Source organism: Streptomyces sp. NBC_00273, assembly GCF_036178145.1.
Lineage (GTDB): Bacteria > Actinomycetota > Actinomycetes > Streptomycetales > Streptomycetaceae > Streptomyces.
The window spans coordinates 112,943-139,505 of the sequence record NZ_CP108067.1 but is presented as its reverse complement, the minus strand read 5'-3'; the positions used below and the strand labels follow the sequence as shown (position 1 = coordinate 139,505).

21 protein-coding genes and 2 pseudogenes are annotated in these 26,563 nt (G+C 68.2%); 14 read left to right on the top strand and 9 right to left on the bottom strand.

What is annotated here, in order from left to right; translation table 11 throughout:
- Nucleotides 1-116: 116 nt before the first annotated feature.
- On the bottom strand, nt 117-971 hold the full coding sequence (locus tag OG386_RS00560; protein ID WP_328786220.1) for an AfsR/SARP family transcriptional regulator: 855 nt from the start codon (nt 969-971) through the stop codon (nt 117-119).
- Nucleotides 972-1,265: 294 nt separating this feature from the next.
- Nucleotides 1,266-1,898, bottom strand: coding sequence for a TetR/AcrR family transcriptional regulator (locus OG386_RS00555; RefSeq protein WP_328786219.1), 633 nt, complete (start codon nt 1,896-1,898; stop codon nt 1,266-1,268).
- 87 nt (nt 1,899-1,985) lie between these two features.
- Between OG386_RS00555 and OG386_RS00550 the strand changes: the two genes are divergently transcribed.
- The 4 genes from OG386_RS00550 to OG386_RS00535 all read left to right on the top strand — a co-directional run bounded on the left by OG386_RS00550 (nt 1,986) and on the right by OG386_RS00535 (nt 6,415).
- The gene (locus OG386_RS00550) at nt 1,986-3,428 is read left to right on the top strand and encodes a DHA2 family efflux MFS transporter permease subunit (RefSeq protein ID WP_328786218.1); all 1,443 of its coding nucleotides are present in this window, start codon (nt 1,986-1,988) and stop codon (nt 3,426-3,428) included.
- Between the two features lie 136 nt (nt 3,429-3,564).
- A complete protein-coding gene (locus OG386_RS00545) occupies nt 3,565-4,560 on the top strand; it encodes an ATP-binding cassette domain-containing protein (protein ID WP_328786217.1) in 996 nt (331 codons plus the stop codon).
- Between the two features lie 102 nt (nt 4,561-4,662).
- The gene (locus OG386_RS00540) at nt 4,663-5,445 is read left to right on the top strand and encodes an ABC transporter permease (protein WP_328786216.1); all 783 of its coding nucleotides are present in this window, start codon (nt 4,663-4,665) and stop codon (nt 5,443-5,445) included.
- A gap of 328 nt (nt 5,446-5,773) precedes the next feature.
- Entirely contained in the window at nt 5,774-6,415 is a 642-nt protein-coding gene (locus OG386_RS00535; protein WP_328786215.1) for a response regulator transcription factor, read from the top strand.
- Nucleotides 6,416-6,432: 17 nt separating this feature from the next.
- Here the strand turns inward: OG386_RS00535 and OG386_RS00530 are convergent, their stop codons facing one another.
- The 3 genes from OG386_RS00530 to OG386_RS00520 form a co-directional block, all read right to left on the bottom strand.
- Nucleotides 6,433-7,461, bottom strand: a complete 1,029-nt coding sequence (locus OG386_RS00530; protein ID WP_328786214.1) for an acyltransferase domain-containing protein — start codon at nt 7,459-7,461, stop codon at nt 6,433-6,435.
- 89 nt (nt 7,462-7,550) lie between these two features.
- Nucleotides 7,551-9,536, bottom strand: a complete 1,986-nt coding sequence (locus OG386_RS00525; RefSeq protein ID WP_328786213.1) for an AMP-binding protein — start codon at nt 9,534-9,536, stop codon at nt 7,551-7,553.
- A 79-nt stretch (nt 9,537-9,615) separates the two neighbouring features.
- Nucleotides 9,616-10,068, bottom strand: a complete 453-nt coding sequence (locus tag OG386_RS00520; protein ID WP_328786212.1) for a nuclear transport factor 2 family protein — start codon at nt 10,066-10,068, stop codon at nt 9,616-9,618.
- 178 nt (nt 10,069-10,246) lie between these two features.
- On the opposite strand from OG386_RS00520, the gene OG386_RS00515 reads away from it, so the two are divergent.
- The 6 genes from OG386_RS00515 to OG386_RS00490 all read left to right on the top strand — a co-directional run bounded on the left by OG386_RS00515 (nt 10,247) and on the right by OG386_RS00490 (nt 16,865).
- Nucleotides 10,247-11,062 carry an SDR family NAD(P)-dependent oxidoreductase gene (locus OG386_RS00515; protein ID WP_328786211.1) on the top strand — a complete coding sequence of 272 codons (816 nt, stop codon included), beginning with the start codon at nt 10,247-10,249 and terminating at the stop codon, nt 11,060-11,062.
- 41 nt (nt 11,063-11,103) lie between these two features.
- A complete protein-coding gene (locus tag OG386_RS00510) occupies nt 11,104-12,090 on the top strand; it encodes an aromatase/cyclase (protein ID WP_328786210.1) in 987 nt (328 codons plus the stop codon).
- Nucleotides 12,083-13,801 (top strand): FAD-dependent oxidoreductase, encoded by a 1,719-nt coding sequence (locus tag OG386_RS00505; RefSeq protein WP_328786209.1) that lies wholly within the window; start codon nt 12,083-12,085, stop codon nt 13,799-13,801. The genes OG386_RS00510 and OG386_RS00505 overlap by 8 nt, the downstream gene beginning before the upstream one ends.
- Before the next feature lie 91 nt (nt 13,802-13,892).
- Nucleotides 13,893-14,924, top strand: coding sequence for a class I SAM-dependent methyltransferase (locus OG386_RS00500; RefSeq protein WP_328786208.1), 1,032 nt, complete (start codon nt 13,893-13,895; stop codon nt 14,922-14,924).
- A 43-nt stretch (nt 14,925-14,967) separates the two neighbouring features.
- A complete protein-coding gene (locus OG386_RS00495; RefSeq protein WP_328786207.1) occupies nt 14,968-15,984 on the top strand; it encodes an aldo/keto reductase family protein in 1,017 nt (338 codons plus the stop codon).
- 68 nt (nt 15,985-16,052) lie between these two features.
- Nucleotides 16,053-16,865, top strand: a complete 813-nt coding sequence (locus tag OG386_RS00490; protein WP_328786206.1) for an SRPBCC family protein — start codon at nt 16,053-16,055, stop codon at nt 16,863-16,865.
- A 107-nt stretch (nt 16,866-16,972) separates the two neighbouring features.
- On the opposite strand, the gene OG386_RS00485 is transcribed toward OG386_RS00490, so the two are convergent.
- Nucleotides 16,973-18,001: a methyltransferase gene (locus OG386_RS00485; RefSeq protein ID WP_328786205.1), complete on the bottom strand. Its 1,029-nt coding sequence runs from the start codon at nt 17,999-18,001 to the stop codon at nt 16,973-16,975.
- 227 nt (nt 18,002-18,228) lie between these two features.
- Between OG386_RS00485 and OG386_RS00480 the strand changes: the two are divergent.
- A pseudogene (locus OG386_RS00480) lies at nt 18,229-18,939 on the top strand (methionine adenosyltransferase domain-containing protein); the annotation flags it as partial.
- Between the two features lie 406 nt (nt 18,940-19,345).
- Here OG386_RS00480 and OG386_RS00475 read toward each other — a convergent pair.
- Nucleotides 19,346-20,083 carry an SDR family oxidoreductase gene (locus OG386_RS00475; protein WP_328786204.1) on the bottom strand — a complete coding sequence of 246 codons (738 nt, stop codon included), beginning with the start codon at nt 20,081-20,083 and terminating at the stop codon, nt 19,346-19,348.
- A gap of 298 nt (nt 20,084-20,381) precedes the next feature.
- On the opposite strand from OG386_RS00475, the gene OG386_RS00470 reads away from it, so the two are divergent.
- From OG386_RS00470 to OG386_RS00460, 3 genes are read left to right on the top strand one after another with little or no spacing between them, the layout of a single operon-like run.
- A complete protein-coding gene (locus OG386_RS00470; protein WP_328786203.1) occupies nt 20,382-21,317 on the top strand; it encodes an MBL fold metallo-hydrolase in 936 nt (311 codons plus the stop codon).
- A 14-nt stretch (nt 21,318-21,331) separates the two neighbouring features.
- On the top strand, nt 21,332-22,120 hold the full coding sequence (locus tag OG386_RS00465) for a 4'-phosphopantetheinyl transferase family protein (protein ID WP_328786202.1): 789 nt from the start codon (nt 21,332-21,334) through the stop codon (nt 22,118-22,120).
- Nucleotides 22,117-23,694 carry an acyl-CoA carboxylase subunit beta gene (locus OG386_RS00460; protein ID WP_328786201.1) on the top strand — a complete coding sequence of 526 codons (1,578 nt, stop codon included), beginning with the start codon at nt 22,117-22,119 and terminating at the stop codon, nt 23,692-23,694. Before OG386_RS00465 ends, OG386_RS00460 begins: the two co-directional genes overlap by 4 nt.
- Before the next feature lie 504 nt (nt 23,695-24,198).
- On the opposite strand, the gene OG386_RS00455 is transcribed toward OG386_RS00460, so the two are convergent.
- Nucleotides 24,199-24,915, bottom strand: coding sequence for a response regulator (locus OG386_RS00455; protein WP_328793113.1), 717 nt, complete (start codon nt 24,913-24,915; stop codon nt 24,199-24,201).
- Between the two features lie 216 nt (nt 24,916-25,131).
- Nucleotides 25,132-26,559: pseudogene (locus OG386_RS00450) on the bottom strand (SAV_2336 N-terminal domain-related protein); the annotation flags it as partial.
- Nucleotides 26,560-26,563: the final 4 nt, after the last annotated feature.

The following is a 26,563-nucleotide window of genomic DNA, read 5'->3' as shown; positions in this document are numbered from 1 at the left end:
GGGATCGAGGCTGACTCGAAGACCGATCCACACGCTCATCTCGGGGGTCGCATGCTGCAGCCGCCTTCCCCTCGCGGCGTTGCGCTGCTTCCTGCTGCCCGCCGGTTCTCCCTCGCTCAGAGGGCGGGTACGGACGCTCGATGCGCCGGGCTGCGCCGGGGCGCTGAGGGGACCAGACCGTGCGAAGAGGGGACCGGACCGTGCGCAGGGTGGGACCGTGAGCTTGCTGCGAGGATCTCCTGGTGAAGCCGCCACAGCTCGAGCGAAGGCTCCAGCCCGAGTTCGCGACGCAACAGGTCCCGCACCGTCTGATAGGCGTGCAGGGCCTCGCTGCGCCGTCCCGACTTGTTCAGCGCGATGATCAGCTGGGCGTGCAACCACTCGTTGAGCGGGTGGACGGTCACCAGGGAGCGGAGATCGGCGATCATCTCGCGGTAGTTGCCGAGCTCCATCTCGGCCCGTACCCGGAGTTCCAGCGCGGCGATGTGCCGCTCCTCAAGGTTGACCGTGTAGCCGCGCAGTATGTTTCCGCAATCCACTCCGGCGAGGGGGGCCCCGCGCCACAGGGCGAGTGCCTGGCTGGCGTATTGGGAAGCGCGTCCGAACTCTCCGACCGCCATGGACGACTGAGCACGAGCGATGAAGGAATCGAATCTTTTGATGTCGAGATTCTCCTCTTCCGCCCGCAGGATATAGCCGGGTGCGGCAGTCCGGATTTTCTCCTCCGTCTGATTCTTGTCGTTCGCACGGATCAGGGCCTTGCGCAGATGGTAGATGTAGGTTTGGGTGGTGGTGACAGCGGTCTGGGGAGACTTTTCTCCCCAGAGTTCCTCGATGAACGAATCCAGACTCACCACCTGGTTCGCCCGTAACAGCAGAAGAGCGAGGACCTGCTTGACCTTGGGGGCGCGTGGCGTGCATAGATGCCCGTTGTGCGAGACCTCGAGAGGGCCAAGAATTTTGAATTCCATTCCGGGTGTCCTTCTGCTGGGGGGTGTGCCCGGAACGCTAACCTTCTTCAAGGATCACCAGCAATGGGAGGTCCTGAAGGTTGTGCGGTGGGCGATCGCACGGTGTACCCCCCTGTGTACCTTTCGATGTAACGGGGCCCTGTGGAATAAGGCCGATTGACCGTTATGGTCCGCTTTCGGCCAAGCATTTGGAATGATCCGCTCCGCGGTGGACGCGCATTCCGGCCCCGCATCGCGGTCGGCTCGCACAGAAGACGCCCCCGGCCGTCTTCTGTGCTCTTCTGCTCTCCGTGCCTACGGGCGGTAGGCGCGGATGATGAGATCCGTCGTGTCCCGGGCGATGTCACGGAGCTCGGAATCGGTCAGCTGGTGCAGGCCGCGCAGTGAGCGCACCTGCCCTTCCGCGCTGAGCAAGATCGTGAACTGGCGTGCCGCGCGGGCCGGGTCGGGCATGCTGAGCTCCCCCCGTGCCGCGCAGGCAGTCAGGTACGCGGCGACCACCGCGATCGCCTGGGTGGCCCCGTCGTCCCGCCAGGACCGTTGCAGCTCGGGGTGGAGCGGGGCCTCCGCAATCGTCAGGCGGTGCAGGGCGGCCTGCTCGGGCGAGGTGATGGCCCGCAGTAGGCGTTCACCCGCGGCCTCCAGGTCCGTGCGCGCGTCACCGGTGTCCGCGATGAGCGTGGCCAGGCGTTCCGGACCGATACCGCCGGAGTTGCGGGCCTGTTCGACCACGGCGAGGAAGAGCTGTTCCTTGTTGCCGAAGTGGCCGTAGACCGTCTGCTTGGCCACCCCGGCCGCAGCGGCGATCGAATCCACGCTCGCACCCTTGTAGCCCTCGCGCACGAACACTTTGCTCGCCGCTTGGAGGATTGCTCGGCGCTTGGCCGGCGAGCGGCCCGTGTCGGTGGTGGCGCTCGTCTCTGACATGGCCTGATCGTACCACTTGCCTAGACCAGACGGTCCAGTCTACTTTGTGAGAAGACTAGACGGTCTAGTTGAAAACCTGGAGACGCAATGAACCGTGCCGGACTCCTCCCTCGCAGGAAAACCGCTGGCCGACAGCCCGACCAGGACCCCCTGGACCCGGCCCTGGTCCGCCTCGCGCTGGTCCTGATGCTGGGCAGCTTCGCCGCTGGCCTGGACACCACGATCGTGAACGTCGCGATCGACTCACTGCGCTCCGACTTCCACGCCGCAGTCGGCACCATTCAGTGGGTCAGTACGGCGTACCTCCTGGCACTGACCATGATCGTGCCGCTCACCGCCTGGGCGGTGGACCGTTTCGGTGCCCGCAGGATGTGGCTGACCTCGCTGACGGTCTTCCTTGCTGGCTCGATGCTGTGCGGGATGGCCTGGTCGACCGGCAGCCTGATCGGTTTCCGGGTCCTGCAGGGCTTGGGCGGTGGCATGCTCCTGCCGCTGGTCCGCACGATCCTCGCCCGCGCCGCCGGCAAGGAACGCATGGGCCGGGCGATGGTCTTCGTAGCGGTCCCCGGCAGCCTCACCCCCGTTCTGGGTCCCGTGCTCGGCGGCCTGGTCATCAACTCGCTCGACTGGCGCTGGGCCTTCTACATCAACGCCCCCCTGTGCCTCCTCGCGCTGGCCCTGTCCTGGCGCATGCTGCCCCGGGACCACGAGCACACCGCCACCGTCCGTCTGGACGGGCTGGGTCTGATCCTGCTGCCGCTCGGGCTGGGCAGCCTGGTGTTCGGCATCTCCGAGATCGGCAACAACGGCGGTGATCTCTCGGGAACCGCGCTGATCGGCCTGGCCGCCGCCGCGGTCCTGCTGGTCTGCTACACCTTCCACGCCCTCCAGACGAAGATCACCCCGATCCTCGACCTGAGGCTGTTCAAGGTACGTTCCTTCACCGCTTCCTCGATGATGTTGTTCCTCTTCGGCGGATCGTTCTACGGCGCACTGTTCCTGCTCCCGCTCTACTACCAGCAGGCCCGAGGCGCCTCCGTCCTGCACGCGGGCCTGCTGCTGGCGCCGCTCGGATGTGGCATGGCCTTGGCCATGTCAAAGGTGGGCAAGCTCATCGACAGGACCGGAGCCGAACGCACCATCACCCTCACCGGCATGGTGCTGGCTGCCGGCGGGATTGTGCCCTTCGCTCTGGTGGGACCGCACACCAGCGCCCTTCTGCTCGGCGCGGCGACGTTCGTCACCGGCCTGGGGCTCGGCACGGTCACCCTGTCCGCCTTCACCAGCACCTACCGCGGACTCTCCCCGGCGCAGATCGCCCCCGCCACCAGCGCCAGCCGGATCCTCCAGCAAGTCGGCGGCACTCTCGGAACCGTCTTCCTCGCCGTTCTCCTCCAGCAGGCCGTCGGCACGGCTGCGACCCCCGACTCCGCCTTCGCTCACACCTTCACGTGGGCCCTGGCACTGACCTCGCTCGCTGTCGTCCCGGCTCTCCTGCTGCCGAAAGGCAAGCCCCAGCCTGCTACCTGATGGCCGGTCGCAACGATCGCATCGCGTGAATCCAGGGCGGGCCGCAGCATCGCGAAGCACACCGTTGTCAGCGGGTCGCATCGCAGGCCTACGAGGTCCCCGGTGCCGCACACGGCGTGCATGGAAAGGAACCGCTATGTCTGATGCAACCCGGCAGGACATTGCCATCAGTGTCGAAGGACTGACCAAGCGCTTCGGTAGAACGCAGGCGCTGCGAGGCGTGAGCTTCACAGCGGATACCGGCAGCGTGGTGGGGGTACTCGGCCCCGGTGGAGCTGGAAAGACGACCACGCTGCGAGTTCTGGCCACCCTCCTGAAGCCGGACAGCGGCCGGGTCGCCGTCGGCGGCTACGACGTGTGCCGTGCTGCACCGGCGGTGCGCAGGGCCATCGGGTTCGCCGGGCAGCGGGAGGCCCTGGATGAGTTTCTGGGCGGCCGGGAGAACCTGACCATGATCGGCAGGCTTTCCGGGATGGGGCGTACGGCGGCGAGGAACCGGGCCGATGAGCTCCTCGGGGAATTCGGCCTGACGGCCGAGGCCGAACGGCCGGTGAAGTCGTACTCGAGTGCTGCACGGCGTCGGCTGGACCTGGCCGCCTGCCTGGTCGCCCGCCCCCGGATCCTGCTTCTCGACGAGCCGACCGCTGGTTTCGACCCCCGCAGCCAGCACGCCATGTGGGACGCAGTGAAGGAACTGGTGGCCGAGGGCACGACCCTCGTTCTGGCTACGCAACACCTGGAAGAGGCCGACCGACTCGCCGACCGCCTTGTGATCCTCGACCGGGGCCGCGTCGTCGCTGACGGCACTCCGGCCCGCCTGAAGGCCGCGGCCGGCCCCGGCCGACTGGAGGTGTGCGTCTCGTCGGGTGGCGACCTGCCCACCGCGGCGTTCGTGCTCGGTGACTTCACCACCGGGCCGGCCACCATCGACTCGGTGACCCGCCGCATTCTCGTCCACGTGGACGAACGGCCCCAACTGGCCACGGACGTCGTGCTGTCGATGCAGGCAGCCGGTATCAGCCTGGACGACTGTGCGCTACGCCGACCCTCCCTCGACGAGGCCTTCCTCGCCCTCACCGCTGAGCACAGGAATCCGACGGCGCGCGACGGTGCCGCGGCTGTCATCCACTGACCTCGTCACGCCAAGGGAGTTGCCGCACAGATGTCTGCTCTCGCCCCATCCGGCACCGGACTTGACCCGGACCCCCGCCCTCCGGCGGGCCAGGTACGTCAAATGATCAGCAACGCTCTCGTCCTCGCGCGCCGGTTCCTGGCCCGTACGCTCAGTCGGCCGCAGACGCTCATCGGCATCGCCCTCACCCCGGTCGCCCTCACCCTGCTGTTCGCGGCTGTCCTGGGCGACACGGTCAGCCTGCCAGGGGGCATCGACTATCACGACTACCTGGTGCCCGGCATGTTCGCCATGACCGTGGCCTCGGCGGCCACGGGCACAGCGGTTGCCGTCAACAGCGACATGACCAACGGCATCATCGACCGCTTCCGGTCACTACCCATGTCGGGGGCCGGTGTGCTTGTCGGGCAGAGCCTGGCCGCCCTGCTCACCACAGCGGTCGCCGCCGCTCTGCTGGCAGTCACCGGAACGGCCATCGGATGGCGCGTCCACGCCGGTGCCCCTCACGTCGCGGCCGCATTCGGCCTGATCCTACTGTTCGCGTACGCGCTCAACTGGGGGATGTCCTGTCTCGGCATGCTGTTCCGCAGCGCCGAGGGGCTGCAGCAGTTCGGACTCCTCCTGACGTTCGGATCGACCCTCCTGTCCAGCGCGTTCGTCCCCACTGCCAACATGCCGTCCGCATTGAAGACGGTGGCGCACTGGAATCCCCTCAACGTACTGACCGTGGCGGTCCGCAATCAGCTCGGCGCCCCTCACCCGGCCGACGCGGCCCCGGCATGGCCCATGCAACACCCCGAGGCCGCAACCATGATCTGTTCGCTGGCGATGCTCGCCGTCTTCGCTCCGCTCGCCGTACGCCTCTACCGCACCCGCAGGCATTAAACCGGAGACGATGAATTGACGACCACTCATTTGAGCCATTCACATGTCATCCGAGAGCGCGACCGCGCACCGGCTGCCCGCACACGTATATTCAGGTAGCCCAGCTCTCGAAGTCCAACAGCACTATCTCGATATTTAGAGAGAGTGCGCTGCGTGGTGTCCAACCATCTTTCTGTGCACCTACCGTTAGGTGGATGAGGTATTTTGCGAAAGGTTTACAAACCCATTGTCTTGGACTTGCTTGATCTGAACCCTGCCTGCTTAGGATGGGCGCGATCCGTCTGATTGACTGATGCACGTACTTCATATGCCAACGGGGGGCGTAGGGATGACCGCGCGGGACATCAAAGTCTTACTCGTCGATCATCAAGCATTGTTTCGCGAGTCACTCGGCGTGACGTTGAACGGTGAATTTGATATGCAGGTCGTCGGCTGCGTCGGTTTCGGTGCCGAGGCCGTGAGCATCGCGGAGAGCGTGGAGCCACACGTAATAATCCTGGACGCGGACCGTCCAGAAGAAGTGATGGAAGCATTTGCGCTACTCCGGGACGCCTCCAGCGATTCTCGCTTCCTGGTGCTCAGCTCGCAGGACCACCCGGCGCTTCTCCAAGAATTACTACAGTGCGGCATAAGCGGCTTTCTAGCAAAGGCGGTTACCGTTCTTGAGCTTGTCTCTGCTATTCGAGCCGTCATTGCGCGTGATGGCTGCGTGGTTCTTTCCGTAGCCCGTTCCAGCATTACCCGACTCGGTCGGACCGAAGGTGGCGGCGAGCTTTCTGAACGCGAGGAGGATGTCATCAAGCGCATCTCGGACGGTCTCACCAACAGTCAGATAGCCAGTCGTCTATCCATTTCTGAAGGGACCGTGAAACGGCACGTACACAGCATTTTCGGCAAGCTGGGTGCGGTCTCCCGGATCGACGCAGTCAATAAGTACAGCCGGTTGCACTTGTCGGCGACCAGATCCTGACGGGGCCGAACCCCTGGTCAGGCGCCCAGACGGGACACTGCGGCGCCGAAGAACTCCAGCTCTGCGCCGGCACGGGGCGGCAGCAGGGGAACGACGTCACTGCGTCGCGCCCGCACCTGCGGATGCCGACGTGCCAGCATCGACAGCCCCTGGCTAGGCCCAGTCTCCACGAGCGTGAAGTCCCCGTGCCGCAGAAGGTGGTCCAGCGCAGGCCAGAACAGCACCGGCGCGGCCAGCTGCTGCGCCCAGAAAGCGGGATCGGTAGCCTCGGGGCCCCGCACCGGCAGGCCCGTCCTCGTCGACCACAGCCGGATCGAGGGGCGCTGCAGCGGCGTCTCGCGCAGTGCCACCTCGAAGGCATCGGCGGCCCCCGCGACCGCCGGGCAATGGAAGGCTTGCAGGGCGGGCACTCTGCGCCACATGACCCCGGCTTCCCTCAACACCTGTTCGACTGCCGACAGATCGGCCTCCAGACCACTCAGCACGGTCTGTGCCGGTGCGTTGACCGCCCCGACGGCCACCGCACCCGGGCGCCCGTCCGGCCCGGCAGGCAGCAGAGGGGCCAGCTCCTCCGGCCCTGCCGCCACCGCCAGCATGCCGCCGGGCGCGGTGGTGGCCATCGCGGACGACCTCGCCGACATGATCCTCGCGGCGTCGGCGAGGCCGAACACACCGGCCAGCGCCGCCGCCGCGAGCTCTCCGACGCTGTGCCCGAGCACGGCGCAGGGCACGATGCCCCGGTCCAGCAGAGTGCGGCCCACGGCGTACCCGATGGCGAACACAAGCGGCTGGGCGCGCGAGGCGTCGTCCAACGCAACTCGCGGCTCCTCGCTCAGCCAGTCCTCGCGCAGCTCCTTGCCCTCATGCTCCATCAACATGAAGAACTCGTCCATGACGGCCGTGAACACCGGCTCGTGTCCGTACAACCCCCGCGCCATGCTGGGGTGCTGGGAGCCCTGGCCGGGCAGCAGCAGCGCGACGGGCCGAGGCGGGGCCACTGCTGCCGAGGGGGCGGTGGAACGCGCGGACGTACCGGCTGATGACACGAGATCCTCCTGGGGAGTTCCCGATGCCGGCACGGAACGTCGCACCGACATCGGGAACGGGGCTGGCGACTGCGGTGCTGCCGAGGCGGCTACGCGGCCGCGTCCGTCTTCCGCTCGGTGACGAGGGCGTACGGGCCCGGCTCGGCTTGCGCCAGCTTCTTGATCTCCGCAACCGGGCCGCGAAAGCCCTCTCCGCCGACCGCAGCCCTGTGCGCGGCGGCATCCGCCCACTCGGCGGTCTCCACATAGATGTTGGGGGCCCCGACAGACCGGTAGAGGCGGTACGAGCGGAACCCGGGCTGCTCGGCCATGTAGTCGGTGATTTTGTCGAGCAGACGCTCGAACTCCTCCGTGTCGCCGGTGACGGTGAAGCGGTTGACGAAGTGATGCATGGGGACCTGCTCCTTGGGTTGGGACGGTTCATGGGGGGCTGAGGCGCCCGCGAGTCGGGCGCGGAGTTCCTGGCGCAGCACCTTGCCGGTGGGCGAGCGGGGAATGCGGTCGACGAACTCGATGTGCTCGACGTGCTCGTAATAGGGGAGTTGGGCATTGACTTCGGCCGCCACGTCGGCCGCCACGTCGGCTGCCACGTCGGCCGCATCGACGAGAGCGGCGCCGAAATCCCGCACCACGAATCCGTACGCCACGGCGCCGCTGAACTCGTGGGGACGGTCGACAACGGCGCAGTCGGCGACCGCGGGGTGCCGCAACAGGACCCGCTCGATCTCCGTCGGTGACACCAGCCAGTTGTCGCGCTTGAAGACGTCCTTGATCCGGTCGACGACGTAGAGGTAACCGTCGTTGTCCATCAGCCCGATGTCGCCCGTGGAGAACCACCCCTCGGCATCGGTGTCCTCTGAAAGGCTCCGTCCCAGGTACCCCATCATCAACTGGGGTCCGCGGACCTGAATCTCACCCTTCTCGCCGACCGGGCACACGGTGCGAGAACCGACCTCCACGATCCGGCACTGGGTACCGGCCACCGGCTGGCCTGACGAACGGGGCCGCGGGGCGTCCAGGCTGTTGAAGTGAGTGGAGGGCGAGGTCTCTTGCAGCCCGTACCCCTGGACCACCGGGACGCCGAAGTGCGCGCTGAGCGCGGCGGCCGCTGCGGGCGGCAGCGTCGAGCCGCCGGAGAGCACGGCCCGCAGGGCGGACCCCTTCAGCTCCTTCAACCGGGGGTGCACGGCCAGCCGAGCCAGCCGCACCGGCAAGCTGTAAAAGTGCGTGGCCCGGTAGCGTTCAGCCACGTCCATTGCCTCAGCCGGGTCGGGCTCCTCGCACAGGACGAGGGTGCCCGCCACCACGACCGTAATGGTCAGGTGCATCAGGTGGAACGTCGGCAAATAGTCGAAGACCACCGACGACTCGCTCACCCTGTGCACCTGTGCGGACTGCGCGGCGTTGACCACGAGATTGCGATGGCTGAGCAGCACCGCTTTGGGCGCCCCCGTGGTTCCACTGGTGAACTGGATGCATGCCACCTCCTCGGGGCCCGTGCCCGGCTGCGAGGTCGCGTCCCATTCCGGGAGCCCGGGCCGTGTGCCCAGCCGCTCGGCCAGGTCGTCGAGGGTCGGCACGTCGGCGGGAGAGTCGGGGGCGCGGTGGGTCAGGACGATGTGCTCCAGCGCGGGCAGTTGGTCGCGAACAGCACTGAGCCGCTCGTACAGCGCGGGCGGAATCACCGCGCACTTCGCCCCGCTGATGCGAAGGACATGCGCCAGCCCATCCTGCTTGAGCAGCGGGTTGACCAGAGCGGGGGTGTTCCCGGACAGAGAGATGCCGAAGAAGACCGGCGGGAAGTGCCGGTCGAGCGCTGTGGTCAGCGCCACCACCGCCCCCGGGCCGTCCAGGAGCACGCGCAGGGCGGCGGCATAGCTGACGGCGAGACCTGCCAGCTCTGCGTAGCTGATGTCCCCTTCGGGGACGCGTACGGCGGTGCGGTCGGGGGCGGAGCGCGCGGCGCGCCGCAGCAGGTCACCGACCTGCACCGGGCCGAGTAGCTCCGCCAGGGTGTCCAGCGAAGCACCGGTCGCGATGCCGTCCGACACGGAATCCGACGGGGAGGGTGTCATGGCCTGGGGCCTTTCTCGAAGCCAGGTCCGCCTGTGAACCTCGGCGAAGGCTGTGCCGTCGCGGACGTGGAAGGCGCGGTCACGGTCGGGGAAGGTCGTCGCGATACACCTGGCGCCTACGCACCAGCAGCCGGTCACCTTCACGCACCAGCAGGTCTTCGCAGGAACAGCTGAGTTCCAGCGCGGTCCGGCCACCTTGCGCGGTGGCGAGCACCTGGGCGTAGGAGAGTGCCGTGACCGATCCGTCGACGTTCGGCGTCACCTGCAGCATGCCGAGCCAGTGCCGGCGCTGGACTCCCTGCTCCGCCAGCCGCTGGACGGCCTCCGCCGCCCCCTGCTCGATGGCCGCACGGCCCGTCTGCGGGAGCGGGTGGGCGTTGGCGGCGAACACGCCGTTCTCGGTGAAGGTTTCAGCCCACTCGGTGACCCTCCCCTCATCGAGGTGGCGCATCTGTCGGGCGTAGAAGTGCAGGACTTCCTGGTACAGCACACTCCCTTGAGCGCTGTCCACGAGCGGTTCCGACAACTGCATGACGGTTTCCCTCCGGTCACGGTGACGTGGTGTTCCGCAGAGGCTGACACCAGGGCTTCGAGAACCGTTGGAGACCTCTTCACTGACCCGTCCACACCGCCCAGAAGCCTCGAACCATCCTCGGCCCGATCTCGAACCCGCTCCAGGAAGCTCCAGCCATTCCACGGAGGAGGACGAGATGACAGGTGCAGGATTTTCCGACCCAGCGGAGCGGGCCCGGTCCACGAAGGTCGCCCTCGTGACCGGGGGGACCAGCGGAATCGGCCTCGCGGTGGTGACCAGCCTGGCCCGCAGCGGAGTCCGGGTGTTCCTGTGCGCACGCAGCGCCGAGAACGTCTCGGCCACCGTCAAGGAGCTCCGCGAACAGGGCCTGGAGGTCGACGGCCAGGCGGCGGACGTACGGTCCGCGGAGTCGGTCGAGTCCCTCGTGCGGGCTGCCGTCGAACGCTACGGGCCCATCACGGTGCTCGTGAACAACGCGGGCCGCAGCGGCGGTGGCCGCACCTCGCAGATCAGCGACGAACTCTGGTACGACGTGATCGACACCAACCTGAACAGCGTCTTCCTCGTCACCCGCGAGGTACTCGCCAACGGCGGCCTGGAGAACTGCGGCGACGGACGCATCATCAGCATCGCATCCACCGGCGGCAAGCAGGGAGTTCCCTTCGGAGCCCCCTACTCGGCGGCCAAGGGCGGAGTCATCAGCTTCACCAAGGCTCTCGCCAAAGAGCTGGCCGGCGTCGGCATCACCGTCAACGCGGTCTGCCCCGGGTACGTGGAGACACCGATGGCAGTCCGCGTCCGGGAGTCCTACGCGCGCACTCGCGACATCTCCACAGAAGAAGTCCTCACCGAATTCCACGCCAAGATTCCGCTGGGCCGCTACTCCACACCCGAAGAGGTGGCCGGCCTCGTGGACTACCTCGTCACGGACACCGCCGCCTCCATCACCGCGCAGGCACTCAACGTCTGCGGCGGACTCGGCATCTTCTGACCCCAGACCCCGGCCCAGGCCGGCGCGAGAAAGGCTGAGCAATGCTGCGTACCGGAACCCACCGCACCACCCACTCGATCGACATCGCCGCGCCCGCCGAGACCGTCTACGCAATCATCGCGGACGCCCCCGCTTGGCCGGTCCGCTTCGCCCCCACGCTCCACGTTGAACGCGTCGAAGGAGCGGGGGAGTCCCAGACAGGACAGACCGCTCACGAGGCACGGGAACGGCTGCGTATCTGGGCCACCGCCAACGGCGAGGTCAAGACGTGGACTTCGCAGAGGGAGCTCGACCCGCACAACGCCCGAATCCGTTTCCAACAGGAGGTCTCCTCGCCCCCGGTCTCTTCGATGGGCGGCGAGTGGATCGTGACGCCCGGGGACGTTGCGGGCACCGTACGGCTCACCCTGCGACATGAGTTCAGTGCCGTCGACGACGATCCGGCCGGAATCGAGTGGATCACCAAGGCCACCGACCGCAACAGTGGCACCGAACTTGCGAACATCAAGACGCTCGCTGAAGGGATCGGCGCCGCCGACGGACTCGTCTTCGACTTCGAAGACTCCACCCTGGTGGCGGACGCCGACCCGGAGACGGTCTACCGCTTCTTGCACGAGGCCGCAGCCTGGCCGGACCGGCTGCCGCACGTCTCCCGCATGCGGTTGACCGAGGACGTGGAGAACATCCAGTGGATGGTGATGGACACCGTCACCAAGGACGGCTCGGCCCACACCACAGAATCGGTCCGCATCTGCTTCCCCGATTCCCGACGCATCGTCTACAAGCAACTGGTCACGCCCCCGCTGATGACCACCCACATCGGTGAGTGGACGGTGGTGCCGACGGACAAGGGTGCGCGGGCGACCTCCTGGCACCGGGTCCAGCTGAACGAAGACGCCATCGTTGGCGTACTCGGGGCCGACGCCACCGTGCACGAAGCGAAGGAGTTCATCCGCAGGGCGGTCGGCGGGAACAGCGCGGCGACCCTCGCCCTCGCCAAGACCTTCGCGGAACAGCACCATGGCTGACGATTCGACCGACGCGCCGACGACGACGGGCACCGAGGTGCTCGTCGTGGGCGCCGGGCCGGTCGGCCTGACCACGGCCCACGAACTGGCCCGCCGCGGAGTAGCGGTCCGTGTGATCGACGGCGCCCCGGGCCCCGCCACCACCAGCCGCGCGCTCGCCGTGCACGCGCGCACGCTGGAGATCATCGACCAGATGAACGTACTGGACCTCTTGCTGCCGCAGGGCCGCAAGGTCGAGCACTTCACCCTGCACCTACGCGGGCGCACCCTCATCAGGTTCGACACCGACTACTCCGACATGCCCACCCGCTACCCCTTCAGCCTCATGGTCGACCAAGTAGTGACCGAAAAGGTGCTACGGGATCGGCTGGCCACCCTCGGCGTTACGGTGGAATGGGGCGTACGGCTCGACTCCTTCACCCCGCACGAGAACCAAGTGGACGTCCGCCTCGCCACCCCAGACGGCCCCGCTGCCCTCTCGGTCCCATGGTTGGTCGGCGCCGACGGCGCCCACAGCACGGTGCGCAAGAACCTCGGTCTGCACCTGACCGGGGACACGACCGAGACCTGGCTGAACGCCGACGTGGAACTGGACATCGACCTGCCGGGTGACAGCAACCACCTCCTCCATACCGGCAGCGGCACCCTCCTGCTCGTACCGTTTCCCGAGTCCGGCAAGTGGAGGGTGGTCGACACCCAGGACACAGGCGACGCAGACGACCCCGAAGCCGTCAGAGCCCGCCTGGAAGCCAAGGTCGCCAGAGCCCTCGGCCGCCCCGCCACAGTGTCCGCGCCCACCTGGATCTCGGTCTTCACCGTCCAACAGCGCATGATCGACAAGATGCGGGTAGGCCGCTGCTTTGTCGCCGGAGACGCTGCACACATACACAGTCCCGCCTCGGGACAGGGCATGAACACCGGCATCCAGGACGCGTACAACCTGGCCTGGAAACTCGCCGACGTGGTACGCGGCCACGCCACCGAAGCACTCCTGGACAGCTACAGCGCCGAGCGCGTGCCCGTCGGCGCGCGCCTGCTCCGCTCGACCAGAACAGCCACCGCACTCGTCGCGCTGCGCAACGCGGTGGGGCCCGTGCTCCTGCCGGTCGCCCTCCGGCTCGTCAACAGCATCGCACCGCTCAAGCACCGGATTGAACGGAAAATGATCCGCAGCTTCTGCGGCCTCACCGTGGAATACGCCAGCAGCCCCCTGAGCCTTCGAGCCGCAGCCCCCTCCGGCACGGAACCCGCACGGCGGGGACCGCAGCCGGGGCAGCGGGTGAGCGCCGCAGCACCCTCGAAGGACGCCAGCGAAGACGAGGGCCTGCGCGGGTTGCACGAGGAACTGCGCGATCCCCGCTGGACCCTCCTCGTCGCCGCAGACCCCTGCCCCGCGCAGACCACAGAACTCCTCGACCACGTCGACCGCCGATACGGCACCGCCGTCTCCGTCCGTACCGTCCGCGACCTCGTGGACGACCGCGGCGGCCCGAACCAACTGCCGGACCCGCACGGCACGCTACGTCGAGAACTGGGCATCGAGGCGGGCGGCTTCGCCCTGATCAGGCCCGACGGCCACCTCGCCGGCAAGGGGCCGCTGAGCGGACGGCACGGACTGCTCCACACCCTCGGCGGGCTCGGCATGGAGCCCACCGACGAAGCACCAGCCATGGTCCCGGACCAGGAACAGACCTCCGTCCCGCGCCAGTGACCGGACCTGCCACGGCAGACCACACCCACGGGTTCCTCGACATCTGACCCGGGACGCCCTCATGAGACGACTTGGACGAACGGATCAAGCGATGACCCATCCCGCACCCACCGTTACCAAGAACAGCCTGCTGGAGACACTCCAGGCATTCAAGCGGACGAGCCTGCTCAAGGCAGCCGTCGAACTGGGCCTCTTCGACGCCCTCGCCGACGGACCGAGGAACGCCCACCAAGTGGCCGAGGCCATCGACGGCGATGCCCGGGCGGTACGCATCCTGCTCGGTGCCATCACCGCCATCGGACTGCTTGATACCGACGGCGCCCGGTACTCCCTGCCACCAGGCGCCGCTGACCTGCTGGTGAGCAGCAGCCCCCAGTACGCCGGACACGCCGTCAAAGTGAACACCAGCGAGTGGGAGTGGGAAGCGATGCGCGATCTGGCCGGTGTGGTCCGCAAGGGCGGCACCGGACTCGTCCCCGACGCCACAGAAGAAGGTTTCTCCTACTGGACCGATTTCGCGGCAGAAGGCACCTTCGTGACCCGTGCGGCCACTGCGGCCCTGCTCGAAGACATCGACGAATGGGCCGGAGGACGCCCCGATCTGCGGGTGCTCGACATCGGCTGCGGACACGCCCTGTTCGGTCTCGAAGTCACCCGGCAGCACCCGCAGGCCGAGCTTCACGGCCTGGATCGAGCCGAGGTGCTCGTCCAAGCAAAGGCCCACGCGGAGCGCATGGGACTGACCGCACGTACCACCTTCCTCCCCGGCGACGCCTTCACCACCCCCCTGGACGGACCGTACGACCTGATCGTGGTCGCGAACGTCCTCCCCATGTTCTCCGAGGAGCAAGGCACACGCCTGCTGCGCCGGCTGGCAGGAGCCCTGAAGCCTGGGGGACGTCTGGTGACCGTCGGCTTCACCGTGGAAGACAAGCACCCGGTGGAGGAGCACGCGGCACATGTGCTGTCTCTGCTCATGCTGGTCGCCACACCCGCAGGACAGGCGCACTCCCGTGCCGCCTCACGTCGGATGCTCACCGCGAGCGGATACCGAGAGATCTCGATCCGCCGTGTCGACCCGCTGCCCGTGCACGTCGTCACCGCCGAGCTCGATCGGCGCTGACGCAAGTGACAACCCCCATGAACGAAACGAAAGGATCCTCGTGATGGAGTACTCGCGGGTCGGCGACAGTGGCCTCCTGGTGAGCCGGATCGTCTACGGAAACGCCGTTACCCACGGAGACCAGGTCGACGAGTCGGTCGCCCAGGAATGCATACGGGCCGCGCTGGACAGCGGCATCAACACCTTCGACACCGCCGATGCCTACGCCGGGGGCCGGGCGGAAGAGATCCTTGGCCGCACACTCGCGGGCGAGCGCCGCGACAGCCTCGTCATCTGCACCAAGGTGGGACGGTGGGCCAGGCCGGACGATCCGAACACCGGGCGTCTGTCCCGCAAGCACATCAGCGAGTCGATCGACGGTTCCCTGCGCCGCCTCGGTCTCGACCACGTAGACCTCTACCAGGCACACCGCCACGACGCGGAGACCCCGCTGGAGGAGACCTTGACGGCCTTCGCCGACGTCGTGCGCGCAGGCAAGGCGCTCTACATCGGTGTCTCCGAATGGCCCGCAGACAGGATCCGCGAGGCAGCCCGGCTCGCCCGCGAACTCGGTGTCCCACTGATCGCCAACCAGCCTCAGTACTCGATCCTGTGGCGCGTCATCGAGTCCGAGGTGCTGCCGGCCAGCCAGGAGTCCGGCGTCGGCCAGATCGTGTGGATGCCCCTGGCAGGTGGTGCGCTCACCGGCAAGTACCGGGCAGGCCAGGCACTTCCTACCGGCAGCAGGGCCGAGGCCACGGCAGGAGGCGCCAAGTCCATCGGCCGGTGGGACTACCTCAACGAGAAGGTACTTGCGGCAGTCGCCGACTTGGAGCCGGTCGCGGCCGACGCCGGGCTGACCCTGCCGCAACTGGCCATCGCCTGGGTGCTGGGCAGGCCGGGAGTGAACGCAACGGTCATGGGCGCCTCCCGTGCCGCGCAGCTCCTCGAAAACGTCAAGGCGGTCGAGGTGACTCTCGACGACGACCTCCTCCAGCGCATCGACGCCGCCGTCACCCCCGTCGTACGCAGCGATCCCTCGCTCACGCTTGACCCACTCGGCTCGGCCGCACGCCTGTGAAGGGGAGCACCGCGCGACATTCCCGCCAGACACAAGAGCCGTCCGAACGAGAGGAATGAGGAAACCCGATGACGGAACTGCTCCATGAGATCGTTGTGCCGGCCCCCGCCCGAAAGCTGTTCGACCTGATCGCCGACGTGGTCGAAGCCCCCCAGTACTTTCCCACCCACCTGTACGCAGAGATCGCCAGCATCGAAAGTGCGCACCGCGACCTGGTCGGCCGATGGGTGGTCGACAACGGCACGGTCCGGGGCTGGCGACTGTGGCGCACCCGCGACACCGAGGCGCTGGCCATCAGCTTCGAACACGAGGCCCCCAAGCCGCCGCTGACCCGCATGCGCGGCAACTGGACCTTCGAGGCACTCGCCGACGGCGGGACCCACGTCCGCGTCCGCCACACCTTCGAGCTCGCCACCACAACCCCGGCCGAAGCAGCCGAGCAGGTATGCGCGAAACTGGACGACAATGTGCCGGCGCAACTGGACAACCTTGCCGCACTGGCTTGCCACATCGACGTGCTGCGCGCGAACACCTTCACCAGCGAGCGGGCCGTACGCGTGGACGCGCCCGCCGCCTCCCTTGCCGAGAATGCGGCCAGCTCCCTCGGCGACCCTGCGCAATGGGCGCTGCTTGAACTCGCCGACGGGCTGCTGGTGTTCAAGCAGCACGCGGGACTGGAGCCACACCTCCACACCTCCACTGGTGAATACCGGCGCACAGAGGAGGCGGACGGCACCACCGTCAGGCTCCGAAGGACGGTGACGCTCTCCGGGAGGCCTTCGCCCCAGGAAGCAGCCCGGGCACGTGAGCAGCTCGAAGCCGACGTCCGCGACCAGATCGCCCGGTTTGCGCGGTCCGGCCCGTATGCGCCGGTCCGCTGAGGCAATCCGATGACAGCGCGGGCCGGACCCCCATCGGTGCGCGTCCACCAACGCTCGGCCCCGGAACCGTCCTGGTTCCGGGGCCGAGCCATGATGCTGCAGACGCCTCACACGCCCTTCGTGGCGACGAGCACGGTGTCGTTGCCGCTGCTGAGCCGGGTGGCGGACCGGAAGGTAAAACCGGCCTTCTCCACCCAGGAAAGCCCCTCGGCCACGGTGTACTCCGCACCGCCCGGGGTGATCAGCGCAACGTTCAGGCTGCCGATGAGACTGCGCAGGTCCGGCGCGTCCTCATCGAGCATCTGATCGTAGATCACCACGGCCCCGCCCGCCGGCAGCGCGGCGTACGCCCGGTCCAGGAGTTCCTGACGCTGCACGGCCGACCAGTCGTGCAGTACATGGCCGAAGACCAGGACATCGGTTTCCGGCATCGCGTCCGTGAAGAAGTCACCCGCGTGGAAGAGCACCTTCTCGACAAGGCCCAGTTCCTCCATGTACTCCTCGAAAAACGGTTGGACTGCCGGGAGCTCGAACACCCCACCGGTGAGGTGGGGATGGTGCTTGACCAGCTGCGAGGCGACATTGCCGCGCGCGCCGCCGATATCGACGAACGAGGAGTACTGCGACCAGTCGACGGCAGCCGCCAACTGGGGGCCCACCAGGGCGTTGTTGGCATCCATGTGGATCAGGAAGTTACGGGTGGCCTCCGGGTTGCGGTACAGCGTGGCGAACGCGTCAGCCCCTACATCGGCTTTGGGCTCACCGTCGCGCAGCGCCTCGGTGAGCCGGCCCCAGGTCTGGTAGTGGCGCTGAGCCGCCGTCTTGATGCGAGCACCCAGGTAGACCGGACCGCCGGGCACCAGGAACTGTTCGGCCGCCACAGCGTTGCGAAAGACCGCACCGTCCCGCTCCAGCAGTCCGAGCGCGGTCACCGCGCTGAGGAAATCCCTGGCCAGGCGCGGGTGCAGGCCAAGACGCGCGCAGATCTCGTCCAGCCCCAACGGCCCTTGGCCGAGCAACTCGAAGAGGCCCACCTCGACCGCGCTGTGCAGGATACGGGCCTCGGCGTACGACGCGCTCAGCCGGGAAATCGCCAAGGCGTCGAGAGGACGGGCGGTGGTGTCACTGATGGTCATGGAGCTTCCTCACATCCCTTCGGGAATTCGGATGACAGCCCCGATGGTCGCGAAACCGGTTCAAGGGTTCGTCGAGATACCGGAGAGGGCACGGACGAAACCCGACGCCGGTACGAGCCGCCTTCTCACCACCCTGACTGCGTCACCCGTTGACGACCGCCGACCGCCGTACCCCATCGCCTGCTGTCCCACCAGGCAGTCCTCACCCCACGCTAGGAGGGACCATCATGCCCGGCCGTCTACTCACCTCGGAATCCGTGACCGAGAGCCACCCCGACAAAATCGCTGACCAGACCAGTGACACGATCCTCGATGCGCTGCTGCGCCTGGCTTCGACGGCGCCTCCTGCAGCGTATCGGTGTCCATCGGTGCGCAGCCGCGGCCGATCGAGCCGGCCCACCGTCTCTCGCACCGCCCAACCGAGGTACGCAAGGACGGAACGGTTCCCTACCTGCGACCCGCCGGCCAGACCCAGCTCACCGTCGAGTACCTGGGAAGTCCGCCCTGTCCGCCTCGACACCGTCGTGTTTTCCTCGCAGCACGCGGGCGACAACGACCTTGAGGGGCTGCTCGCCCCGGACATCCGCGAACACCTCGTCGAGCGTCTACTGGCACAGCTCGCCGACGACGGCATCACGCTGGAGACGGACGACCACCGCCTGCTGGTCAACCCGACCGGCCGCTTCGAGAGCGGCGGTCCCATGGGCGCCGCAAGCCTGACCGACCGCAAGAACATCATCGACACGTACGGCGGTACGGCCCGTCACGGCGATGACGCCTTCTCGGGCAAGGACCCGTCAAAGGTGGACCGTTCGGCCGCGTACGCGATGCGCGAGGTCGCCTAGAACGTGGTGGCCGCGGGTCTCGCCGCGCGCTGCGAGGTCCAGGTCGCGTACGCGATCAGCAAGGCCGAGCCAGTGGCTATCGAAGCCGTCACGATCGCCGACCCCTGGACCCGTCGACGGCGTACTCCGAGGAGTACGCCCACATCCTCACCCTCCTCAACCGCACCCTGGGCGAGAACCCCCAGAAGTGGCCCCAGCTTGCCTCGGAGAAAGGCTGCCGCCACTTCCTGATCGACGGCCAACCACCGCTCGCGCATCGCTGCCGACGACGAACCACCCGCCTCACGTCTACGCAAAGGCATTACCAACGTCGTGGCCGCCTGCAACAACATCCTCAGGTTTCGCCAGGCTTCCAGTCGGTTGTCCCCATCGGCATTCCGGGTGCGCAGGGGTGGGTCGGGTTGGAGTCGGCCCTGATCGCTTTCGGGGCAGCAGAGGGCCCATCAGCGCCCTTTGGGGGAATGAGAGCGCTGATGGGCCAGTTCATGGAGCGGGCAGGTCAGCCGAGCAGGGACAGCCCGCCGTCGACGGTGATGACCTGACCATGGATCCAGCCGGCGTCGGCGTGGCAGAGCAGGGACACGACGTTCGCGATGTCCTCGGGCGTGGTGAGCCGACCGGCAGGCGTACGGGCGGCCAGCGCCGCTGCCACCTCAGACGGGCCCGCGGTGGCGGCCCCCTTGTCGAGCTTCGAGCTGGACACGGCGTTCACGGTGATGCCGGAGCGGGCGAAATCGACGGCAAGGTAGCGGACCAGGCTCTCCAGGGCGGCCTTGGCCATTCCCTGGGTCGCGTAGCGGTTGACCACCTGCCGCGCACCGCTGCTGGAGACCGCGACGATCCTGCCCGCCCGGCCGGACATCAGCTCGACGAGGGCCGGTGCGGCGGCGAGCAGGGGTGCGAGGGCCACGGTGAGGCCGTCGCGTGCATCGCGCAGCGTGGCTTCCAGAGTCAGCGACGGCCGCCAGGCGGCGGCAGAGTGGACGAGGACGTCCAGCCCGCCCCATCGTTCCCGCGCCACGTCCAGTACCGAGCTGATGCTGCCCGGGACGGCCAGATCCGCCTTCACCGTGCATGCGGTGCCCGGCAGCCCGGACAGCAAGTCGACAGCGTGCTTGGCGGCCGTGTCGTCGTGGCCGTACACCAGCAGTACGTCGGCGCCGTTCGCACACAACTTGCGCGCAACGGCCAACCCGACCCCACGGGTTCCGCCCGTGATGACTGCGCTGCTGCTCATGGCGGGCCCTCCTTTCGTATGTGCGGCGACTGCGTTGGCGCGTACGCCGCTTGGGACGCGCACAACTCCTATGACACGCACGACGGATAGGCCTTGTACGACGTGCTCCAGGTGAGGCTCGCGCACCTTCGTCGACAAGAGAACGAGAAGTAATCGCGTGGCCGGCTCCACCACCTCCCGTCCCCGCTGGACGTATCGCAGCCCGGACTTCTAACCGCCTTCGACCCGGTTGTCGCAGGCTTAACGCGCATCGGGCCGCGAAGGTGTGGTCTGGGCAGCGGCGCTGGAGGGAGTGGGCATGCGAGGGGTGACGGGCGCGGACCTGCGAGGAGTGCGCGAGACCCGGCTGGAGGAGGTCGCCGACGGCGTGTACGCCTTCGTGCAGCCGGACGGCGGGTGGTGCCTGAGCAACGCGGGGGTGGTACCCGGCAGGCAGTTCACCCTCGTGGTGGACACCGCGGCAACCATCAAGCGGACGAACCTGCTGCGCAAGGAGGTCGACCGGCTCGGGAACAACTCCCGACAGGTCGTGGTGAACACACATCAGCACGGCGACCACACGTTCGGGAACTGTGTCTTCGCCCCGCAGGCCCTGTTCATCGCACACGAGACCGCACGCGGCGACATCGTGAAGTCCGGTCTGGGACTGCAGCAGCTGTGGCCCGACGTGCACTGGGGAGAGGTCCACCTCACGCCGCCGCAGATCACCTTCACCGACCGGATGACGCTGCATCTGGACCCGGGCACGGTCGAACTGCTCCACCCCGGCCCCGCGCACACCACCGGAGACACCGTCGTCTGGGTGCCGGAACAGAAGGTCCTGTTCACAGGCGACATCGTGATGAACGGCGTCACGCCCTTCTGCCTCATGGGTTCCGTCGAGGGAACACTGCGTGTCATCCAGCAGTTGCGGGCGCTGGATCCCGCGGTCGTCGTCCCCGGCCACGGCGCGGTCTGCGGCCCCGAAGTGTTCGACACCTGTACGCGCTATCTGCGCTGGGTCCAAAGGCTCGCCGAGGACGGCATCTCGGCCGAGCTGTCGCCCCTCGAGGTGGCGCGGGACACGGACCTGGGGGAGTGGTCAGAGCTGATCGACGCGGAGCGGCTGGTGCCCAACCTCGTACGGGCGTACGCAGAGAACCGGGGCGGTGTGCTGGGTGAACAGATCGACGAGATGGGCGCGTTCGGGCACATGCTGGAGTTCCACGGTGGTCTCCCCATCTGCCACGCCTGACCGGGGAGGATGCGGTGATCGAGGAGATCCTGCCGTCGACCGTGTCGGCCTTCGACTCGATCACCACACGGGAGGGGTCGCCGGACCGGGCAACTGTGACGCACGCGAACGGCCCGGGGGACGGCCAATGGCCCGGCTCCCGCGGCGGTCTCTTCCCGGAGGAGGAGGCAGCTCTGCGCCACGCATCAAAGAAGCGGCGCCAGCAGTTCACCCAAACTCGGCAGCAGGCGCGGGCGGCGCTCGCCGCGCTCGGCCTTCCCCCCGCTGCGATCCTGCCCGCACGTGACAGGGCGCCCACCTGGCCGCCGGGCACGGTAGGGAGCATCACGCACTGCACCGGCTACGCCGCGACGGCGCTCGCCCGCGCCGAGGACCTCATGGGCCTGGGCATCGACGCGGAGCCGCATCGGCCCTTGCCGCCCGCACTGTTGGAGCGCATCACCCGTCCCGAGGAGCATCCGGTGCTGGAACGGCTCCGCCGCACTGAACCCAAACTGCACGGCGGATGCCTGCTGTTCAGCGCCAAGGAGTCCGTGTACAAGGCGTGGTCGCCGCTGACCGGGCTGCCGCTCGGCTTTCAGGATGTGGTCGTGACCCTCACCCGGGCAACGGGAAAGCGGGCCGGGACGTTCACGGCGTGCCTGCCGCAAGGCGGCCCCGTCGGACGGTTCGCCGGCCGCTGGCTGATCCGCAACGGCCTGGTCGTGACCACCGTGACCGTCGGGACCTCAACGTCCTTCGAAGAGCTCTCGACGCACACGTCCCAAGCTGGCGACATCGGTTACGAGAAGAGGGAAGCATGACCATTCTGGAGGACAACCCGTTCCGGGCCGTCGACGGCCGGATCACCGAACTCGAGAACATCCGCGCGCACGTGCGGCGCGGCCCCAGCGAGCGGGCCACCGAGGCCCAGCACGCCAAAGGCAAACTCACCGCCCGCGAGCGCCTCTCCCTGCTCTTCGACGACGGCATGTTCACCGAGGTCGAGGGCCTTCGCCGACACCGGGCCACCGGCTTCGGACTGGAGGACAAACGCCCGTACACCGACGGCGTTGTCATCGGCTGGGGGCAGGTCTACGGACGCGTGGTCTTCGCCTACGCGCACGACTTCCGGATCTTCGGCGGCTCCCTGGGCGAAGCGCACGCCGAGAAGATCCACAAGATCATGGACATGGCGGCCGCGGCGGGTGCCCCGGTGGTGGGACTCTGCGACGGTGCCGGAGCCCGGATCCAGGAGGGCGTCACCGCGCTGGCCGGCTACGGCGGCATCTTCCAGCGCAACGTCCGCAATTCAGGAGTGATCCCACAGATCAGCGTGATCATGGGACCGTGCGCGGGCGGCGCCGCCTACTCGCCCGCCCTCACGGACTTCGTGTTCATGGTCCGCGGCATCTCGCAGATGTTCATCACGGGGCCGGACGTGGTGAAGGCGGTGACCGGAGAGCAGATCAGCCAGGAGGAACTGGGCGGAGCCGACACGCACACCACTGTGTCGGGAGTGGCGGGCTTCGCCTACGACGACGAGGCCGAATGCCTGGGCGACGTCCGCTACCTGCTGTCGCTTCTGCCGGCCAACAACCGCGAACTGCCCCCGGTGGAGCCCTCATCCGATCCGGCAGACCGCCGCACGCAGGCCCTCAGGGAACTCGTGCCGGCCGACCCTCACCGCCCGTACGACATGCGCCAGGTGATCGAGGAGTTCGTCGACGACGGGGACTTCTTCGAGGTGCACGCGGGTTGGGCGGGCAACATCGTGTGCGCCCTGGCGAGACTGGACGGCCATGTCGTGGGCATCGTCGGCAACCAGCCCTCCGCGCTGGCCGGGGTGCTCGACATCCACAGCAGCGAGAAGGCCGCACGCTTCGTGCAGACCTGCGACGCCTTCAACATCCCACTGGTGACGCTGGTGGACGTGCCGGGATTCCTCCCCGGCGTGGACCAGGAGCACGGTGGCATCATCCGGCACGGCGCCAAACTCCTCTACGCGTACTGCAATGCGACGGTCCCCCGCATCCAGCTGATCCTGCGCAAGGCCTACGGCGGTGCCTACATCGTCATGGACTCGCGGTCGATCGGGTCCGACGTGTCGCTGGCCTGGCCGGGCAACGAGATCGCCGTGATGGGCGCGGAAGGTGCGGCCAACGTCATCTTCCGACGTGAAATCGCCGCCGCCGGTGACCCGGAACTCGCCCGCAAGCAGTACATGGAGGAGTACCGCGAGAACCTGATGCACCCGTACTACGCAGCCGAACGCGGGCTCGTCGACGACGTGATCGACCCCGCCGAGACACGGGCACGCCTCATCGACGCCCTCGCCATGCTGCGCGCCAAGAACGCCCCCCTACCCACCCGCAAGCACGGCAACCAACCGCAATGAACGCCACCAGGCACGACGGGCCCACTCCCGAGCCGCTGATAGTGGTAAAGGCCGGCTCTCCGTCCCCCGAAGAACTCTCTGCCCTAGCCGTAGTGCTGCTCGCCGCGCTGCGAAGCCACCAGCTCACCGGCCCTGAGCAGGGCGTGCCCGCACCGCATGCCCCATGGTGGTACGCACAACTCATGGGGCACGGACCGACCATCTTCCAGAGGCCTCCAGCGCACCCCGCCTGGGGCCCACCCGACCGAACACAACGCAGCCGTGCCCGGCCTGGTCCGCACCGTCACCCCCTACCCGGCCACCACCGAGCGGGCCGCCCGGCTCCTACAGACCATCCCGGCCGGTGAACTGGAACCGGCCGCCCTCTTGGCCCTCCCGGCCGCCGACCCCGCCCTTCCACAGTCTGCTGGAGTACTGGAAGACCCATGCCCCGGCCGACCCGGCGGGCAGCCGGGAGCGGGGAGCGGGGACAGCGGCGCACGATGACGCACGGCCGGGCTGCCTTCACTGGTCTCGATGTCGTGGTGAGTGCAGGGAAGCCGAGGCCGGCGGAGCACCAGGTTCTTCCCGCAGCTCCAACGCACCCTGCAGCACCTGGCGCAGGCTCCTGATCGCGCGATCCAGACGGGCGGTCGTGGTCCCCACCCTCGTGCTCGATGCCTGTGCCTGGAGCTCTCTGGCCAGGTCGCGTGCCTGCGTCTCGACACCGGACAACAAGGTGGACAGCTGCGCCAGCAGATCGTTCGCGGCCCCGGTGCGCAACAGAACCGCCTGTTCGCGCAGTTGCACGTTCTTCTGGTACAGGTCGACGAAGACGGTCACCTTGGCGCGCAGCACCCAAGGATCGTACGGCCGCGACACGAAGTCCACGGCACCGGCCGCATACCCCCGGAAGATGGCGTGGGGACCCATCCCGTACGAGCTGACGAAGATGATCGGTGTGTCGCGGGTCCGCTCACGACGCTTGATGTGTGCGGCGGTCTCGTAGCCGTCCATTCCCGACATCTGGGTGGCGATTAGAACGAGGGCGAATTCGTGGACGTTCAGCGCCTTGAGCGCTTCCTCCCCCGACGAGGCAGCGACGAGCGTCTGGTCGAGCGTGGACAGGATGGCCTCCATGGCCAGCACGTTCTCCGGCTGGTCGTCGACCAGAAGGATCTTGGCCTTCCCGCCCGCCGCAAAGGACGGCGCGGGGGACCCGGCATCCGTCCGCTGAGCCACAGGTGGCTGTGACAGGGCCCGTTCCCGAGGTTCCGGGGCCGGGGGAGGCCAGTCGGCGGGTGGGGCGCCGATGTGCGTGGCGACGCCGAGGCGTTTCAGCAGCCGCTCCTCCAGCTGGGCGAAGGACCGTTCGGGTGCGCCGACGGCGGCGGCGCCTCCCGGATGCGCCACCCAGGCGGTGAAGCTCGGCGAGTGCCGGACACACGCTGCCAGGCGGTCGGCGATCAGTCGTGTGGTGCGCAGCAACTCGCGGGCGGGGAGCGTGCCGAGGAGGATACGCCGTGCGTCGTCGGAGAAGTCGAAGAACTCCGGCCGCGGCAACCGGCCGGTGGTGTCCACGGCGGCGTTGTGCATGAGGCCGCCGAGAAAGACCTCCACGAGGTGCCCGGTGTCCGTCGGAGGGCCCAGCGCCTCCTGCACCATGCGCATGACGGGCGGAGTGACGGGCGCCACGGCCGCGAGGTGGGCGGCGAGCCGATACGCCTCCGGGCTGGCCGCGCCGCGAAAGCGCAGAACGGCTTCGGCGTCCGGACCCTGCCGGCTCTCGGCGCGCCAGGGCTGGGTGACGGACCGCCCGATGTTCCACAGCGGCAGCACCGCGGTCGCGCTCGGTGAGGCGACCAACCGGGCCCAGTCGCCGACGGCGGCCAGTGTGGGTTCGAGCACCGGGACGGGGACGGAGTCGAAGCCGACGAGATCCGCCGGCAGTCTCGGGTCGGTGACGCGCCAGGCGGTGGTGGGACCGCCCCTGCGGACACTGGTGACGTGCCACGGCCCAGTCGTGATGCCCGAGTTCACCCACAGCCGGGCGGGCAGCGCCTGCAGGATCGCGGTGGGTTGCCGTCGGGCCCACATGGCCGCCGCTTCGCTCATCCGGCCGTCCCACCAGGCGTCGCCGACGCCGTCGCTGACCACGAGGACAAGGGTGCGGCCGGTGGGGTCGCAGAGCGCGGCCGGCGGAAGGTAGGGACCCTGCTGCCGGTAGGGACGGTTGCTCAGAAACGGGGCTCGGGGACCACGGGTGTTCAGTCCATACACGCGGATGTCGCGGAAGGACCCGGCCCGTTCCATCAGCGTGCGGATCTCCGAGGCCAGACGCTTCCACAGCAACATGGACACGCCGTCGTCGATCAGCAGAGCGAGGGAGAGCCAGCGGCTACCGGCGGGGCTCGTCACGGTCTCGGGCAGACCCGTTTCAGCCATGGCGTCCACCGTCCGTGCCACGTCCAGTTCCTGACGGCGCCGGTCGGGGAGCCGCTGCCGCAGCGGCCGTAACGCCTTGCCGAGCGTGAGATGACGGCTGGGCAGGACATGGGGGCCCGGGGTGCGTACGGCGTGCGCCCGGCGCGGGACCGGCTCCGGCCTGCTGTTCCCCCTCCCCTGCGGGGCCGCGTGCAGGGGGAACAGACGGTACGGGGCGAGGTCCGGCGGCGGGGGCGCGCCACATTGCGCGGGATCGTCGGCGCCGTCGGCCCGGGGCTCACCCTGCCCGGCGCTCTGCCGTAGGGCGGCCGGGGCCGGACGTCGCGCCAGCGGACGGACGTCGCTCGGCAGGTTCCTGGCCAGCCACAGGACGTCGAGGAGTTCCTCGTCGGCGAGGTCGACGCCGCTCCTGGCCAGGATCTCTCTCAGACGTCCGAACATGCAC